The following is a 15,953-nucleotide window of genomic DNA, read 5'->3' as shown; positions in this document are numbered from 1 at the left end:
CTGTCGCAATGAAGCTTGCTACTCGGAGGAGGCGAAGCTAGATCATAGATGATACAGGGTATCATGATTGGTTCGGGCGGTGCCGCAACGAACCACGGGGAAAAGGGACAGACGCCATGAGCAGCTTAGCGGGCCACGCGCCCCCCACCGCCTTCAGCCCCGGCGCCACGTCGCCCATGGCCACAGCCCAGGCGCGTACCCGCCTGATCGCGATCGACGCGCTGCGCGGCCTGGTCATGCTGTTCATGCTGGTCGATCATGTGCGGGAGACATTCTTCCTCTACATGCAGGTCACTGACCCGGTGGACGCGAACACGACTGATCCGGGGCTGTTCTACACCCGCCTGCTGTCGACCTTTTGCGCGCCGACTTTTGTCGCGCTCACCGGCCTGTCCGCCTGGCTCTATGGCCAGTCGCACAGCAAGGGGCAGGTGTCGGAATTTCTGCTGAAGCGCGGGCTTTTCCTGATCGTCCTGGAATTTACCGTGGTCGGCTATGCCTGGCCAACCCAAGCCCCCGCCTTCCCACCGACGGCGATTTGGTTGCAGGTCATCTGGGCCATCGGGATTTCGATGATCGCGCTGGCCGCCCTGCTGCACCTGCCGCGCGTCGCGCAATTTGCGGTGGGCTTGGCCATCGTGTGCCTGCACAATCTGCTCGACCCGATCCGGCTGACGGCCGATCAACCGGGCTATGTCGCCTGGGCAATCCTGCATCAGCGCTCGCTGATTGAATTTGGCGGCATCGCGGTCAAGACCACCTATCCCATCCTGCCATGGATCGGCGTCATCCTGCTGGGCTATGCCTGCGGGCCTTGGTTCGCCAAGGGTAGCGATCCGCAGCGGCGCATCCGTCGCCTGGCGATGACCGGCCTTGGGCTGGTGCTGGGCTTCGTGCTGATCCGCTATCTCAATGTCTATGGCGACAAGCCGTGGTTCGTTGCGGAAAATTCGACGCGCACAGTGATGAGCTTCCTCGCGCTCACCAAATATCCGCCCTCCTTGCTGTTCCTGATGCCAACGGTCGGCACGGGCTGCCTGCTACTCGCTTTGTTCGAGAAGTTCGAGAATAGCCGGGTGATGCCGCATCTGGCGCTGCTGGGTGGCGCGCCGATGTTCTATTATGTGTTGCATCTCTATGTGCTCAAGCTGATCTACAATGTCGCGCTGGCGCTCTATGGGCCGACCAAGGGCACGGTGTTCGGGGTCGACAACCTGTCCACCGTCTGGATCTGGGTCGCGCTGCTGATCCTGCCGCTTTACTATCCCACCCGCTGGTTCGCGCAGCTCAAGCAGCGGCGCAAGGATATATGGTGGCTCAAATATCTCTGAGGGTATGAACCCTCCGGGTCGCAGGCCGCCTTCCTTATCGAAGGCGGCCATTTTTCGGGGTTTTCACCAGGATCGATGGCGTAACGACGGGCAGCATTTTCATGCCGTAGGACCACGCGATTCACAATTTTGCGCCGTCCCATGCGCCATGTTTGACGTAATATATCCGTAACTCGACCTAGCCTCAATTCAACAAGAGGTGACGGAAACACCCCGCGGCCCGGCTGCCGATGACAGGACGCAATGTCCGCATCGGACCATAAGAGAAGACCAGCCGGTCCCCGTTTCGCAGGACATTTGGGAACAGCGATTTTTCATAGGGGATCATATCATGCGCACATCATCGGCTCTTCGCCTGGCGCTTATCGCCAGCACCGCCGCCATCACCCTGCCCACCGCCGCCCTTGCCCAGGCTCCGGCCGATAATGCCGAAGGCAACATCATCGTCACTGGCCTCAAGCGCCAATATTTCGGCGATACGCCGGTCAAGGAAATCCCGCAGGCGGTCCAGTTCCTGGAAGGCACACTGCTCAACGACCTCAACATCACCCGGCTCGATACCGCGCTGGAACTGGCGAGCGGCGTGTCGAAGCAGAATAATTTCGGCGGCCTATGGGACAGTTTCGCCATTCGCGGCTTTGCCGGCGACGAGAATTTTCCGAGCGGCTTCCTGGTCAACGGCTTCAACGGCGGACGCGGCTATGCCGGGCCGCGTGATGCCTCCAATGTCGAGCGGATCGAGGTGCTGAAAGGTCCGAACTCGGCGCTGTTCGGGCGCGGTGAGCCGGGCGGCACGATCAACATCGTCAGCAAGAAGCCGACCTTCAAGGAAGGCGGCAGCTTCACCGTCGCGGGTGGCAAGTGGAACACCTATCGCGTCGAGGGCGATTATAATATGCCGCTTGGCGACAGCGTCGCCATCCGCCTGACCGGTGCCGTCGAGGATGCCGAAAGTTTCCGCGACACGGTGGAAACCCGCAAATATGTGCTGAACCCGTCCATCCTGGCAAAACTGTCGGACAAGACGATCTTCACCTACGAGCTGGAATATGTGAACCAGGAAGTGCCGTTCGATCGCGGCGTGGTGGCGATCCCGACGGTGACGGCGACCGGCACCACCTATAATTTGGGTGCCATTCCGCAGAGCCGGTTCCTCAGCAACCCCAATGACGGCCCGATCAAGATCACGGCACTCGGCCATCAGGCGCAGTTGCAGCATGACCTGAGCGACGATTGGGTCGTGATGCTGGGCGCGGGCTATAAGGACACCACGTTCGAGGGCTTCTCCAGCGATCCTGAACTGGCGCTCAGCCGCCAGCGGATCGACAATGACGGCCGCACTCTGTCGCGCCAGCGCCGCTATCGCGACTATAGCACCACCCATATGGTGTTCCGCGGCGAAATTAGCGGCAAGCTGGAAACCGGTTCGATCGTCCACAATATCCGAGTCGGCGGAGACTGGGACAAGTTCGAGATTGAACTGCTTCAGAATCGCTATCGCCCGACGGCGGCGGACCAGTCCTATTCGATCGACATCTTCAACCCCAATTACAATATTCCGGTACCGACGGCGGACAAATATTCGGTGATCCAGAATTCGACGGAAGTGCAGAAGGCCTGGGGCATTTATGCGCAGGACCAGATCGAGATTACCGAACAGTTCAAGGTGCGCTTTGGCGGCCGCTATGATGATTTCAGCCAGAATATCGACAACCGGTTGGGGACCACCAACCCCGCATCCTACACCAAGTTCAGCCCGATGGCGGGCCTGGTGTTCGAACCGACCAAGAGCCTGTCCTTCTATGCCAGCTACGGCAAGGGGTTCCGGCCCAACAGCGGCGTCGATGTGAACAACAACCCCTTCGCCCCGGAAGTCAGCACAAGCTATGAAGTCGGTGCGAAATTCGTGACGCCGGATGGCCGTATTACCAGCACGCTGTCGCTCTACAAGATGAAGAAGAGCAACGTCCTGACCGCTGATCTGCTGACCGGCCTGTCGGTGGCGGTCGGTGAAGCCAAGAGCCAGGGCGTGGAGTTCGACATCAACGCCAAACTGCCCGCCGGGTTCGAATTGTTCGCCACCTATGCCTATACCGATGCAGGCTGGGCCGATGACTATGCGTCCGCCGGGGTGCTCAAGAATGATCCGCTGCTCAATATTCCCAAACATCAGGCCAATGCCCTGTTGTTCAAGAATTTCTCGATCGGCGATCATGAGGCGATGCTGGGCGCGGGCGTGAACCATGTCGGCAAACGGCTGGGCCAGACGGCGGCGGACTTCTATCTGCCCAGCTATACGATCGCGAAAATCCTGGGTTCGGTGACGATCAACGACCAGTTCAAGCTGTCGGCCAATGTCGATAATCTGTTCGACAAGAAATATTATGCCAGCTCCTATGCGGCTTTGTGGGTGCAGCCGGGCGTCCCCCGTTCCTTCACGATCCGCGGGACGTTTACCTTCTAACCAGGGGCGCGGCGGTCTTCCGCTCTGCTCGACCGTCGGCAACAGCGCCCTCCCGCTGTTGCCGACGGTTTTTCTTTATGGCCCGGACAAGGATGGCCCGCATGACCCTGCTCTACACATCCGATCCCGAACGCGGTCGCATCTGGCGCGCGATTTTCGCGGCCGAAGCGGCGGACGTGGCGTTTGTCGATCCGAGCGACCCGCATGATCCGGCGATGATCCGCTATCTTGCCGCCTGGAACCCCTCGGCCGACCTGATCGCCACCCTGCCTGCGCTGGAAGTCTTGTTTTCGATCGGTGCGGGGATCGACCAGTTCGACATGGCGCGCCTGCCGCCGCATGTGCGGGTCGTGCGGATGATCGAGCCGGGCATTCGCCAAGGCATGGTGGAATATGTGACGATGGCGGTGCTGGCGCTGCATCGGAATCTGATCGACCATGGCATTGCCCAGCGCGAGGGACGCTGGAACCCGATCAAGCTGGTGCCTGCCGGGCAGCGGCGGGTGGGCGTGATGGGCCTCGGTAATTTGGGACAGGCCGTGCTGGAGGGACTTGCGCCATTCGGTTTCGCACTTTCGGGGTGGAGCCGGTCGGCCCATGATATTGACGGGGTGACTTGCCATGCCGGGGACGCGGCCTTGCCCGCTTTCCTGTCCAATTGCGATATCCTCATCTGCCTGTTGCCGCTGACGCCGGAGACACGCGGCATCTTGTGCCGCGATAGGCTAGCGCACCTGCCTTCCGGGGCCAGTTTGATCAATGTCGGGCGGGGCGGTCATCTGGTGGAGCATGATCTGCTGTCCCTGCTCGACGAAGGTCATTTGTCAGGCGCGGTGCTGGACGTGTTCGACCCGGAACCGCTGCCCGCCGGACATGCCTTCTGGACGCATCCACGCATCATCATGACCCCCCATGTCGCCAGCATGACCCGCGCGGACAGCGCGGCGCGCGCGCTGATCGCCAATATCCGCCGCCATAAATCGGGCCAGCCGATGGAGGGCGAAGTGGCGCGAGGCCGTGGCTATTGAGGGCGCGACATTCCGTGCCGTCCGCCAGGCATTTTCGTCAACGGGCCGCACTTTTCCTCGCCCAATTGCGGCGCCTTTGCAGGCACGGCAAACTATGCCGAATAGGGCGCGATAAAAGCCCATAATCTGCGCCGGGGCGTGTCGAAATGGGGTTCATGTTCCGGTGCAGCCATGTCGTAATGCCCCTGTCACATGGCTGCCACAGCCCCCTGTAAAAGCATGCAAAGGACGATCCGCCGATGCCCAATTTCCGGCCCAAATTCATCAGCTTCGACTGTTACGGCACGCTGACCCGTTTCCGCATGACGGAAATGGCGACCGCTTTCATGGCCGATCGCATCGACGCGGAAAAGCTGCCTGCTTTCTGCAAGGATTGGGGCGCCTATCGCTTCGACCAGGTGATGGGGGCATGGGAACCCTATCAAGAGATCATCCGCAATTCGCTGCGCCGGACCTGCGAGAAATGGGGCGTCGCCTATAATGAGGCGGATGCCGACGCGGTGTACAACGCCGTGCCGACCTGGGGTCCGCATGACGATGTGGCCGGTGGCCTATCGAAGATCGGCGACAAGATCCCGCTCGTCATCCTCTCCAACGCGATGAACGACCAGATCCATCATAATGTCGGGATGCTGGGCGCGCCCTTCCACGCGGTCTATACCGCGCAGATGGCGCAGGCCTATAAGCCCCGGATGCAGGCCTTCGAATATATGTTCGATCAACTGGGTGCCAACCCGGAAGACATGATGCATGTGTCGTCCAGCTTCCGCTACGACCAGAATACCGCCACCGACCTGCATTTCGGCTGCCGCGTGTTTGTGGGGCGCGGCCATGAGCCGTCCAACCCCTTCTATCGCGATGTCGAAATCCCGCATATCGGTTGCCTGCCCGCCGTCGTCGGTCTTTGATCGGCTGATGCGCGCTTCCCCCCTCTCCTACTGGCTCGCCAGCGCGCCGCCCTTTACGGGTGGCGCGGAGGGTGGGGTCGAAGGCAAGGCCGACGTCGCGATCATCGGCGGCGGCTTTACCGGCCTGTCGGCGGCGTTGGCGCTGGCAAAGCGTGGCGCGCGCGTCGTGCTGCTGGAGGCGGGCCGGGTCGTGGGCGAAGCGTCCGGGCGCAATGGCGGTCAGTGCAATAATGGCACGGCACATGATTATGGCGCCTTGTCCGCCAAGTTCGGCAAGGACACTGCCAAGGCGTGGTATCGGGCGCATTGCGACGCGGTCGATACGGTCGAGCGGCTGGCGCGCGAAGAGGGCATCGATTGCGATTTCAATCGCTGTGGCCGGGTGAAGCTGGCGGCCAAACCCGCCCATTATGACAAGCTGGTGCGGGCGCATGATCTGCTGGCGGCCGAGGTGGACAGCAACGTCCGGCTGGTGCCGCCGGAGCAGGTGCAGGATGAAGTAGGGTCGGACACTTTTCATGGCGCGCTGATCCAGACGACCAGTGCGCAATTGCATCCCGCCCGTTTCGGTGTGGGATTGGCGGACGCGGCAGTGCGGGCCGGCGCGCGCATCTATGAACACGCCGAAGTGACGGGTCTCGATCGCCTGCCGCACGGGTGGCGGGTGACGTCCGCGCGCGGGACGATCAGCGCCGATCAGGTGCTGGTCGCCACGGGCGGCGCGCCTGCCGCTGCGCCCTTCGGCTTCTTTCGGCGGCGGATCATATCGGTCGGCAGCTTCGTGATCGCGACGGAACCGCTGAACAATGCGACGATCGACCGGCTGCTGCCGGGGCGGCGCAATTATGTGACCAGCAAGAATATCGGCAATTATTTCCGCCTGACCCCCGACAACCGGCTGATCTTCGGTGGGCGGGCGCGTTTTGCGATCAGCGATCCCCGGTCGGACCTGAAAAGCGGGCGCATTCTGGAAGAGACGATGGGCGCATTATTCCCGGCCTTGAAAGGTGTGGGCGTCGATCATGTCTGGGGCGGGATGGTCGACCTGACCGCCGACCGACTGCCGCGGGCGGGCGAACAGGACGGACTCTATTATGCCATGGGCTATAGCGGCCATGGCGTGCAGATGGCGACGCATATGGGGCAACAAATGGCGCGCGTGATGAGCGGCGAGCCGGACGCGAACCCCTGGGCTGATCTGGACTGGCCAAGTGTGCCCGGCCATTTCGGCAAGCCCTGGTTCCTGCCGCTGGTCGGCCTTTGGTATAAATGGCAGGATGTGATCCGTTGACCGACATTCTGTCTCCCCTTTCTCGCCGTGGCCTGATCGGCGCGGGGCTTGGCATGGGTGCCGGGCTGCTGCTGCCTGATGGCGCGCTGGCGGCTGGTCGCCCGCGCCGGGGTGGCCGCATCCGTGCTGCCAGCCTGTCCAGTTCGACCGCCGATACGCTCGACCCGGCCAAGGGCGCCCTGTCGACCGACTATATCCGCCACTACATGTTTTACAGCGGGCTGACCCAGCTCGACGGCCAGCTCAACCCGCGCCCTGACCTCGCCGAGCGGATCGAGAGCGCGGACCAGATTACTTGGCATATCCGCCTGCGCAAGGGCGTGACATTCCATGACGGGGCGAACCTGACCGCGCAGGATGTCGTCTGGTCGTTGCTGCGGCACAAGAACCCGGCGACGGGGTCGAAGATGGCGCAGATCGCCGAGCAGTTCGCGCAGATCAAGGCGACCGGCAAACAGGATTTGGTGATCCGCCTGACCGGCCCCAATGCCGACCTGCCCGCCATCCTTGCCCAGTCGCATTTCGTGATCCTGCGCGCGGGGACGAGCGATTTCCGCACCGCCAACGGCACTGGTCCTTATCTATGCGCGCAATTTCGTCCCGGCGTCCGCACGCTTGGGCGGCGCAACCCCAATTTCTGGAAGCCGGGCAAACCCTATCTCGACGAGATCGAGCTGATCGGTATTCCCGACGAGACGAGCCGGGTCAATGCGCTGCTGTCGGGGGATGTTCACCTGATCCTGGCGGTCAATCCACGATCGACCAAGCGCATCATGGCGTCGCCCCGTCATGCGCTGATGGAGACGCAATCAGGGCTGCACACCAACCTCATCATGCGGCAGGATCGCTTGCCGACCGGCAACCCGCATTTCGTCGCGACGATGAAATATCTGTTCGACCGACCGCTGATCAAGCGCGCGCTCTATCGCGGCTATGCGACGATCGGCAATGACCATCCGATCCCGCCTTTCCACCCCTATTATCGCGCCGACCTGCCGCAGCGCGTGCTCGACCTGGACAAGGCGCGCTGGCATTTGCAGCGGTCGGGACTGGATGGCGTGCGACTGCCTATCTATGCCTCGCCCGCGGCGGACGGGTCGGTCGATATGGCGTCGATCCTGCAGGAATATGGATCGCGCATTGGCCTCAAACTCGCGGTCAATCGCGTGCCGGCCGATGGCTATTGGTCGACCCATTGGATGAAGCACCCGCTGGGCTTCGGCAACACCAACCCGCGCCCGACCGCCGACCTGCTGTTCAGCCTGTTCTACAAATCCGACGCGGCATGGAATGAGAGCGGATGGAAAAATCCGCGCTTCGACCGGCTGTTGCTGGAAGCGCGCGGCGAGGCCGACCAGGCGAAGCGTAAACAGCTTTATGGCGAGATGCAGGGGCTGGTTCACCATTATTGCGGGGTCGGCATCCCGGTGTTCATCAACCTGATCGACGGGTACGACCGCCGGTTGAAGGGCATGTTCCCGATCGCGATGGGCGGCATGATGGGCTATCAATTCGCCGAACATGTGTGGTGGGAAGGCTGATGGCAGGCGCTTCCTCCCAAAGCGGCATGAAGGCTGCATTGATCCTGATCGGCAAGCGGTTTGCGTCGTCGTTGCTGACGCTGCTGATGGTGTCGGTCACCATCTTCATTATCGCGCAACTGTTGCCCGGCGATGCCGCGCAGGAAGCGCTGGGCCAGAGCGCCACGGCTGATCAGGTCGCGGCGCTTCGCCATGAAATGGGCCTCGATCGCCCCGCCCATGTCCGTTATGTGAGCTGGCTGACCGGCATGGTCAGCGGCGACCCCGGCCAGTCGATGGTCGCCAACATGCCGGTGGCGGAGGTGATTTCCACCCGCCTGCCCAATAGCCTGCTGCTTGCGGCGCTGACTGCTCTGGTCGCCATTCCGGTGGCGCTGTCGATCGGCATCGGGTCTGCCATGAACCGGGGCGGACGGATCGACCGGGCGCTCAATATCGCCACGCTGTCGATGGTCGCGGTGCCCGAATTTCTGGTGGCGACGATCGCCGTCCTCATCTTTTCGGTGAAGCTGCGCTGGTTGCCGTCGATCGCGATGGCATCGAGCGACATGGGCTGGGGCGACTATCTGCGCGGCGTCGCCATGCCGATCTTGACGCTGTGCGTCATCGTCGTCGCGCAAATGGCGCGGATGACGCGCGCGGCGGTGATCGACCAGATGGACCGACCCTATGTCGAGATGGCGGTGCTGAAGGGCGTCGCGCCGGTGCGGGTCGTGCTGAAACATATCATGCCCAACGCCATCGCCCCGATCGTCAATGCCATGGCGCTCAGCCTCTCCTATCTGCTCGGCGGAGCGGTGATCGTGGAAACCATCTTCAACTATCCGGGCCTCGCCAGCCTGATGGTCAACGCCGTCACCAGCCGCGACATGCCGTTGTTGCAGGCCTGCGCGATGATCTTCTGCACCGCCTATCTCATCCTGATGCTGATCGCGGACGTCACCGCGATCCTCGCCAATCCCAGGCTGCGCGCGCAATGATCGCTTCTGCTCTCAAACGGGCGAAGGCCCTGCCACTGTCGGGCAAGGTCGGTTTGGCGCTGGTCATCTTCTGGCTGCTCGTCGCGCTGTTCGGGCCGATGCTGGCACCTTATCCGATCGGCGCCTTCGTCGCCTATGATGTGTTCGACGGGCAATCGGCGGACCATTGGCTGGGTAGCGACTATCTCGGTCGCGATGTGCTGAGCCGCCTGCTGTCGGGCGCGCGCTACACGGTGGGCCTAGCGGCGGCGGCGGCTTTGCTCGCCAGCAGCACCGGCACCGCGCTGGCGCTGACGGCGGCGGTCGGCGGAGCGAAGGTCGATGAACCGCTGTCGCGTTTCATGGACATGCTGATTTCGATCCCGTCGAAGATTTTCTCGCTGGTGCTGGTCGCGGCGTTCGGATCGTCGCTGGGACTGTTGCTGCTGATCGCGGCCTTCACCTATGTGCCGGGCAATTACCGCATCGCCCGCGCGCTGGCCGTCAATCTGGCGCAGATGGATTATGTGCAGGTCGCCAAGGCGCGGGGCGAAGGGCGGTTCCATATCGCCATCGCCGAAATATTGCCCAATATGATCCATCCGCTACTCGCTGACTTTGGTCTGCGCTTCGTGTTCATCGTGCTGCTGCTGTCCGGTCTGTCGTTCCTGGGGCTTGGCGTGCAGCCGCCGGACGCGGACCTGGGGTCGCTGGTGCGCGAGAATATTTCGGGATTGGGCGAAGGGGCGCTGGCGATTTTGGCTCCGGCTGTTGCGATTGCGACGCTGACCGTCGGCGTGAACCTGCTGATCGATGCGCTGCCGGGACAGGGGAAAGGCCGATGAGCGAAATTCCCCATGTCGAAGTGCGCGGCCTGACCGTCACCGCGCGCAACGCAGCGGGCGAGATTTTCCCGATCGTCAGCGATATCGATTTTGCATTGAAGCGCGGCGAAGTGCTGGCGCTGATCGGGGAATCGGGGTCGGGCAAGACGACGATCGCGCTGACCTTGCTTGGCCATGCTAGGCCCGGCGCGCGGATTGCCAGTGGCTCCATTCGTGTGGGCGATGTCGATCTCACCACGCTCGATCGCAGCGCATTGGCGCAGCTGCGCGGCAATCGCATCGCCTATATCGCGCAGTCGGCGGCGGCGGCGTTCAACCCATCGCGCACGATCATGGAGCAGGTGATTGAGCCCGCGCTGATCCACGGCCTGATGCCGCGCGCCGAGGCCGAGGCCAAGGCGGTCGAGCTGTTCCGGGGCCTCGCCCTCCCCTTCCCCGACACGATCGGGTCGCGCTACCCGCACCAATTATCGGGTGGGCAGTTGCAGCGATTGATGGCGGCGATGGCGCTGATCACTGATCCTGAACTCGTGATATTGGACGAGCCGACGACCGCGCTAGACGTCACGACCCAGATCGAGGTGCTGCGCGCCTTCAAGGCGGTGGTGCTGGAGCGCGGTGCGACCGCCATCTATGTGTCGCACGACCTGGCCGTGGTGGCGCAGATGGCTGACCAGATCGTCGTGCTGAGCCAGGGTCGGATACAGGAAGCCGGCGCGGCAGCGCGGATCCTCCACGCGCCTGCGGATGACTATACCAAGACGCTGATGGCCGCCGCGCGTCCGGCCATTCGTCCGGCCCCGGTAAAGGCACAGCTGCCCGCCGCGCCGCTGCTGGAAATCAGGGGACTGACCGCGGGCTATGGGAAGATCGACAAGGAGGGTCGGCCGCGTATTCCGGTGCTGCGCGACATCAACCTGACGATCGAACGGGGCGCGACTTTGGGCGTGATCGGCGAGAGCGGGTCGGGAAAATCGACCATCGCCCGCGTGATCGCCGGACTGTTGCCGCCCGCCAGCGGGCAGGTGCTGCTGGATGGCGAGCCATTGCCGCCGGGCCTCAAAGGCCGCAGTCGCGAGCAGTTCCGCCGGGTCCAGCTGGTGTTCCAAAATGCCGATACGGCGCTCAACCCGGCGCATAGCGTCGGGCGCATCTTGGCACGGCCACTGGCCTTTTATCACGGGTTGAAAGGCAATGCCGCGCATCTGCGGGTCTTGGAACTGCTCGACCTCATCCGTCTGCCCGCGACGCTGATCGACCGGCCAATCGGTGGCCTGTCTGGCGGGCAGAAGCAGCGCATCAATCTGGCGCGGGCGCTGGCGGCTGATCCGCAACTCATCCTGTGCGACGAAGTGACTTCGGCGCTCGATACGGTGGTGGGTGCGGCGATTCTGGAGCTGATGGCGGAATTGCGCCGGGAACTCGGCATCGCGACGATGTTCATCAGCCATGACATTTCGACGGTACGGGCGATCTGCGACGACATTCTGGTGCTTTATGCGGGCACGATGGTCGAGACCGGACCGCGCGCGGCATTCGGGACCGCGCCCTTTCATCCCTATACCGATCTGCTGATCGGCTCCGTGCCGGAAATGCGCGCGGGCTGGCTGGAGGAAAGCCATGCCGGCGCCGCGCCGCCGCAGATTGGCGCGTCGAGCGATCATCCCGACCTGTGCCGTTTCCTGCCGCGTTGCGCCGCGCGGGTGGATGGGCTGTGCAACACGACCCCGCCGCCCCGCCATCCGCTGGCTAAGGGCAGCCGCATCCTATGCCATCATGGAGATGAAAGTTTGATCCCGTCATGAGCCGTTTCGTTCGCCTGGGCGAAACCGACCGCCCAAGCCTGACTCTGCATGTCGATGGCGCGCCAATCGCCGCGCTGGAGGGGGACACGTTGATGGTCGCGCTGCTGAGCCAGGGCGCGACTTTGCGCCAATCCGAATTCGGGCCGGAAAAGCGCGCCGGATTCTGCCTGATGGGGGCATGCCAGGATTGCTGGGTATGGACCGAGAGCGGCGATCGCCTGCGCGCCTGTTCGACGCTGGCGGCACCGGGCCAGCGCATCCTCACCAGCCAGCCGGAGGCGTCATGGCCGAACCACGCATAATCATCGTCGGCGCGGGACCAGCGGGCACCCGCGCGGCGGAGGCCTGTGTGCAGGCGGGCATCCGGCCGGTCGTGCTGGATGAAGGACGGCGCGACGGCGGGCAGATTTATCGCCGCCAGCCCGACAATTTCACCCGGCCCTATGCCAAGCTCTACGGCACCGAAGCGCCACGGGCGCAGGCGCTGCATGAGACGTTCGACGGGCTGAAGGACAAGATCGATTATCGCCCGGAAACGCTGGTGTGGAACATCGCCGATGGCCATGTGCGGACAGCGACCCGGACAATGGAATCGGCTTTACCCTTCGACGCGCTGCTGCTCTGCACCGGGGCGACGGATCGGTTGATGCCGGTCAAGGGCTGGCAGTTTGCCGGCAGCTATAGCCTGGGCGGGGCGCAGGTGGCGCTCAAGAGCCAGGCGGTGTCGATCGGGCATAAGGTCGTGTTCATGGGGTCGGGCCCGCTGCTCTATCTGGTCGCCAGCCAATATGTGCAGGCGGGGGCGGATGTCGTCGCGGTGCTGGATACGGCGCCCTATAGCGCAAGGATCAGGGCCTTGCCCGACCTGCTGGCGGTGCCGTCGGTATTGTGGAATGGCGTGGCGCTGACTCTGGCGTTGAAGCGCGCGGGGGTGATGGTCCGCAATAGCGTCAAGCCGTTGGAAATATTGGGCAACGCCGAGGATGGCGTCAGCGGCATCCGCTTCCGGGTTGGCGATGGGGCCGAACAGACGATCGCGTGCGATGCCGTGGCGATGGGGCATCATCTGCGGCCCGAAACCCAGTTGGCGGATTTGGCGCGCTGTGCGTTCGCTTTCGATCCGGTCACTCGCCAATGGTTGCCCGAACGCGATGGCGACGGGCGGTCGAGCGTGGCGGGCGTCTATCTGGCGGGCGATGGCGCGAAGATATTGGGTGCGCGATCGGCCGAGGCGAGCGGGCGGCTGACGGCGCTTGCGGCCTTGGGCGATCTTGGGGTGCCGGTGGACAAGGGCGAGATGGCGTCGCTGCGCGGCGATGTCGGCACCTATGCCAAATTCGCGCGCGGGCTGGCCACCGCCTTCCCCTGGCCCGCAGAGCAAGCGGGCGCGCTGCCCGACGAGGCGATATTGTGCCGGTGCGAAGGCGTGACGGCGGGTGATCTGCGCGCCGTGATGCGGGAGACGGGGGCCAGGGAAGCGAACCGCGCCAAGGCGTTCAGCCGGGTCGGCATGGGGCGCTGCCAGGGGCGCTATTGCGGGCTTGCTGCGGCTGAACTGATCGCGGGGCAGGCGGGTATTCCGGTCGAACAGGTTGGTCGGCTGCGCGGGCAGGCACCGGTCAAACCGCTCAACATCAGCATCGGGGATACGGACGCATGAGCGCCGCCAGCGACGTCATCATCGTAGGCGGCGGCCTGATGGGGTCATCCGCCGCCCTGTTCCTGCGTGGCCATGGCCTGTCGGTCACGCTGCTGGAAACCGACCTGATCGGACGGCAGGCGAGCGGCACCAATTTCGGCAATGTCCGGCGGCAGGGACGCCCGATCCACCAATTGCCACTGGCCAACCGCGCCATCGATATATGGCGGCGGTCGCGCGAATTGCTGGGCGCGGATGTCGAATATCTCCAGTCCGGGCATATCCGCGTCTGTTATCGCGAGCGGCCCGAACTGGTCGGGTCGATGGAGGATTATGCCGACAAGGCGCGCGCCGAAGGGCTGGACCTGGAATTGCTCAGCGGGAATGCGCTGCGCGACAAATTCCCCTTCTTCGGGGCCGATGTGCTGGCCGGTTCCTATTCCGCGACCGATGGCCACGCCAATCCGCGCCTCGCCGCGCCTGCCTTTGCACGGGCGGCCGAGCGGCTGGGCGCGGTGATCCATGAGCATACCAAGATCATCGATGCACAAAAGATCGGCGAGGATTTTGTTGTCAGCGCGGCAGATGGGCGGACGTTCCGGGCTCCCATATTGCTGGTGACGGCCGGCGCCTGGGGCAATGCGCTGTCATCGCAATTTGGCGAGCCGGTGCCGATCGTCCCGCGCGGCCCCAATATGAGCGTTACCGAGCCGGTGCCCTATGCCATCCTGCCCGCCGTCGGCGTGATGACGCCGGTGGAAGAAGAGACGGTCTATTTCCGGCAGGTCGCGCGCGGCAATATCGTGCTGGGCGGCAGTACGCGCGGGCCATCTTTTCCCGATCAGTATCGCGCCTATGTCGAGCCGCAAAATACGGTCAGCCAGCTGAAGCATATCCGGCGGCTTGCCCCGGCGCTGGGCAAGCTCAACATCATCCGTGTCTGGTCGGGCATTGAGGGCTATCTGCCCGACAGCCAGCCCGTCATGGGACCAAGCGCGACGACGAGCGGGCTCTATTATGCGTTCGGCTTTTCGGGGTCCGGGTTCCAGATCGGGCCGGGCGTCGGCGAGACGATGGCGGAGATCATCGCCAAGGGCGCGACGGACATTCCGATCGCCCCCTACACTATTGGCCGCTTCGCCAAGGGCTGATTTGCGCTATTGTCCGCTGATGACGGACAAGCGCTACACCAAATCGACCCTGCCGGAGAAGATCTGCGCGGCGTGCGGGCGGCCCTTTGCCTGGCGCAAGAAATGGGCACGCGATTGGGACGAGGTGAAGACCTGTTCGGAGCGGTGCAAGGGCGACTTGCGGCGCAAGAGCCGATGATGCCCGATCGGCCATCTGGCCTGCGTGCCCTGCACCTTGCAGGGGCGTACAGATGACGGACCTATTTCCTTCCCCGGTTGCCGCCTGCATTTTCGGCGCGAGCGGCGGCATCGGCGCGGCGTTGGCGGCACAGTTCGCGGCGAGCGACGCGATTTCGCTGGTGCATACGGGCGGGCGCGGCCCGGTGGCGCAGGGCGCGAAGATACGGCCTTTTACGTTCGACCTGGAGGATGAAGCCTCGATCGCAGCGGCGGCGCGGGCCATGGACGATGCCCCGCCCCGGATCATCATCGTCGCTACCGGCCTGTTACATGGGGACGATCTGCGGCCCGAAAAATCGCTGCGCGACCAGAGCGGGGACGCCTATGCGCGGTTGTTCGCGGTCAATGCCACCGGCCCGGCGCTGATCGCCAAACATATGCTGGCGCGGCCGCCGCGTCAGGGCAGGCTGGTCTTTGCCGCATTGTCGGCGCGGGTCGGGTCGATCAGCGACAATCGGCTGGGCGGATGGCACGCCTATCGCGCGTCGAAGGCGGCGCTCAACATGATCGTCCGCACCATCGCGATCGAACTGGCGCGGATCAACCCGGAGGCCATTGCCGTCACGCTACATCCCGGCACGGTGGATAGCGGATTGTCGCAACCCTTTCAGCGCAATGTCGCGCCGGAGAAGCTGTTTCCGCCCGAACGGTCGGCCGGGCACCTGTTGTCGGTGATCGACGGGTTGGGACCGGAGGCGTCGGGCCAATGCTATGGCTGGGATGGCGCGGTCATTCCGTTCTGACAGGTCGAGAGGAAGACGGCGAATGCGAG

14 protein-coding genes are annotated in these 15,953 nt (G+C 63.7%); all 14 read left to right on the top strand.

Annotation, left to right across the window (positions count from 1 at the left end; all coding sequences use genetic code 11):
• Positions 1-116 precede the first annotated feature (116 nt).
• The 14 genes from ACZ2HM_RS19480 (at position 117) to ACZ2HM_RS19415 (ending at position 15,924) form a co-directional block, all read left to right on the top strand.
• Positions 117-1,331 carry an acetyltransferase domain-containing protein gene (locus ACZ2HM_RS19480; RefSeq protein WP_313921784.1) on the top strand — a complete coding sequence of 405 codons (1,215 nt, stop codon included), beginning with the start codon at positions 117-119 and terminating at the stop codon, positions 1,329-1,331.
• A 331-nt stretch (positions 1,332-1,662) separates the two neighbouring features.
• The gene (locus tag ACZ2HM_RS19475) at positions 1,663-3,795 is read left to right on the top strand and encodes a TonB-dependent siderophore receptor (protein ID WP_470427264.1); all 2,133 of its coding nucleotides are present in this window, start codon (positions 1,663-1,665) and stop codon (positions 3,793-3,795) included.
• Positions 3,796-3,896: 101 nt separating this feature from the next.
• Positions 3,897-4,823 carry a 2-hydroxyacid dehydrogenase gene (locus ACZ2HM_RS19470; RefSeq protein WP_470427263.1) on the top strand — a complete coding sequence of 309 codons (927 nt, stop codon included), beginning with the start codon at positions 3,897-3,899 and terminating at the stop codon, positions 4,821-4,823.
• Between the two features lie 239 nt (positions 4,824-5,062).
• Positions 5,063-5,731 carry a haloacid dehalogenase type II gene (locus ACZ2HM_RS19465; protein ID WP_069064131.1) on the top strand — a complete coding sequence of 223 codons (669 nt, stop codon included), beginning with the start codon at positions 5,063-5,065 and terminating at the stop codon, positions 5,729-5,731.
• Positions 5,732-5,738: 7 nt separating this feature from the next.
• Complete coding sequence (locus ACZ2HM_RS19460; RefSeq protein ID WP_470427262.1) at positions 5,739-7,022, top strand: NAD(P)/FAD-dependent oxidoreductase; 1,284 nt, start codon at positions 5,739-5,741, stop codon at positions 7,020-7,022.
• Entirely contained in the window at positions 7,019-8,563 is a 1,545-nt protein-coding gene (locus ACZ2HM_RS19455; RefSeq protein ID WP_313921780.1) for an ABC transporter substrate-binding protein, read from the top strand. The genes ACZ2HM_RS19460 and ACZ2HM_RS19455 overlap by 4 nt, the downstream gene beginning before the upstream one ends.
• Positions 8,563-9,543: an ABC transporter permease gene (locus ACZ2HM_RS19450; protein WP_313921779.1), complete on the top strand. Its 981-nt coding sequence runs from the start codon at positions 8,563-8,565 to the stop codon at positions 9,541-9,543. Before ACZ2HM_RS19455 ends, ACZ2HM_RS19450 begins: the two co-directional genes overlap by 1 nt.
• A complete protein-coding gene (locus ACZ2HM_RS19445) occupies positions 9,540-10,367 on the top strand; it encodes an ABC transporter permease (protein WP_313921778.1) in 828 nt (275 codons plus the stop codon). The genes ACZ2HM_RS19450 and ACZ2HM_RS19445 overlap by 4 nt, the downstream gene beginning before the upstream one ends.
• The gene (locus ACZ2HM_RS19440) at positions 10,364-12,172 is read left to right on the top strand and encodes an ABC transporter ATP-binding protein (protein WP_470427261.1); all 1,809 of its coding nucleotides are present in this window, start codon (positions 10,364-10,366) and stop codon (positions 12,170-12,172) included. Before ACZ2HM_RS19445 ends, ACZ2HM_RS19440 begins: the two co-directional genes overlap by 4 nt.
• The gene (locus tag ACZ2HM_RS19435) at positions 12,169-12,474 is read left to right on the top strand and encodes a (2Fe-2S)-binding protein (protein ID WP_470427260.1); all 306 of its coding nucleotides are present in this window, start codon (positions 12,169-12,171) and stop codon (positions 12,472-12,474) included. The genes ACZ2HM_RS19440 and ACZ2HM_RS19435 overlap by 4 nt, the downstream gene beginning before the upstream one ends.
• Positions 12,456-13,832 (top strand): FAD/NAD(P)-dependent oxidoreductase, encoded by a 1,377-nt coding sequence (locus tag ACZ2HM_RS19430; protein ID WP_470427259.1) that lies wholly within the window; start codon positions 12,456-12,458, stop codon positions 13,830-13,832. The genes ACZ2HM_RS19435 and ACZ2HM_RS19430 overlap by 19 nt, the downstream gene beginning before the upstream one ends.
• Positions 13,829-14,962 (top strand): NAD(P)/FAD-dependent oxidoreductase, encoded by a 1,134-nt coding sequence (locus tag ACZ2HM_RS19425; protein ID WP_313921774.1) that lies wholly within the window; start codon positions 13,829-13,831, stop codon positions 14,960-14,962. The genes ACZ2HM_RS19430 and ACZ2HM_RS19425 overlap by 4 nt, the downstream gene beginning before the upstream one ends.
• Positions 14,963-14,981: 19 nt before the next feature.
• Positions 14,982-15,140 (top strand): DUF2256 domain-containing protein, encoded by a 159-nt coding sequence (locus ACZ2HM_RS19420; RefSeq protein WP_037476832.1) that lies wholly within the window; start codon positions 14,982-14,984, stop codon positions 15,138-15,140.
• Between the two features lie 52 nt (positions 15,141-15,192).
• A complete protein-coding gene (locus ACZ2HM_RS19415) occupies positions 15,193-15,924 on the top strand; it encodes an SDR family NAD(P)-dependent oxidoreductase (protein WP_470427258.1) in 732 nt (243 codons plus the stop codon).
• Positions 15,925-15,953 lie beyond the last annotated feature (29 nt).

This window comes from Sphingobium sp. KKT206 (assembly GCF_055640555.1).
This window is presented reverse-complemented; position numbering and strand designations above follow the sequence as displayed.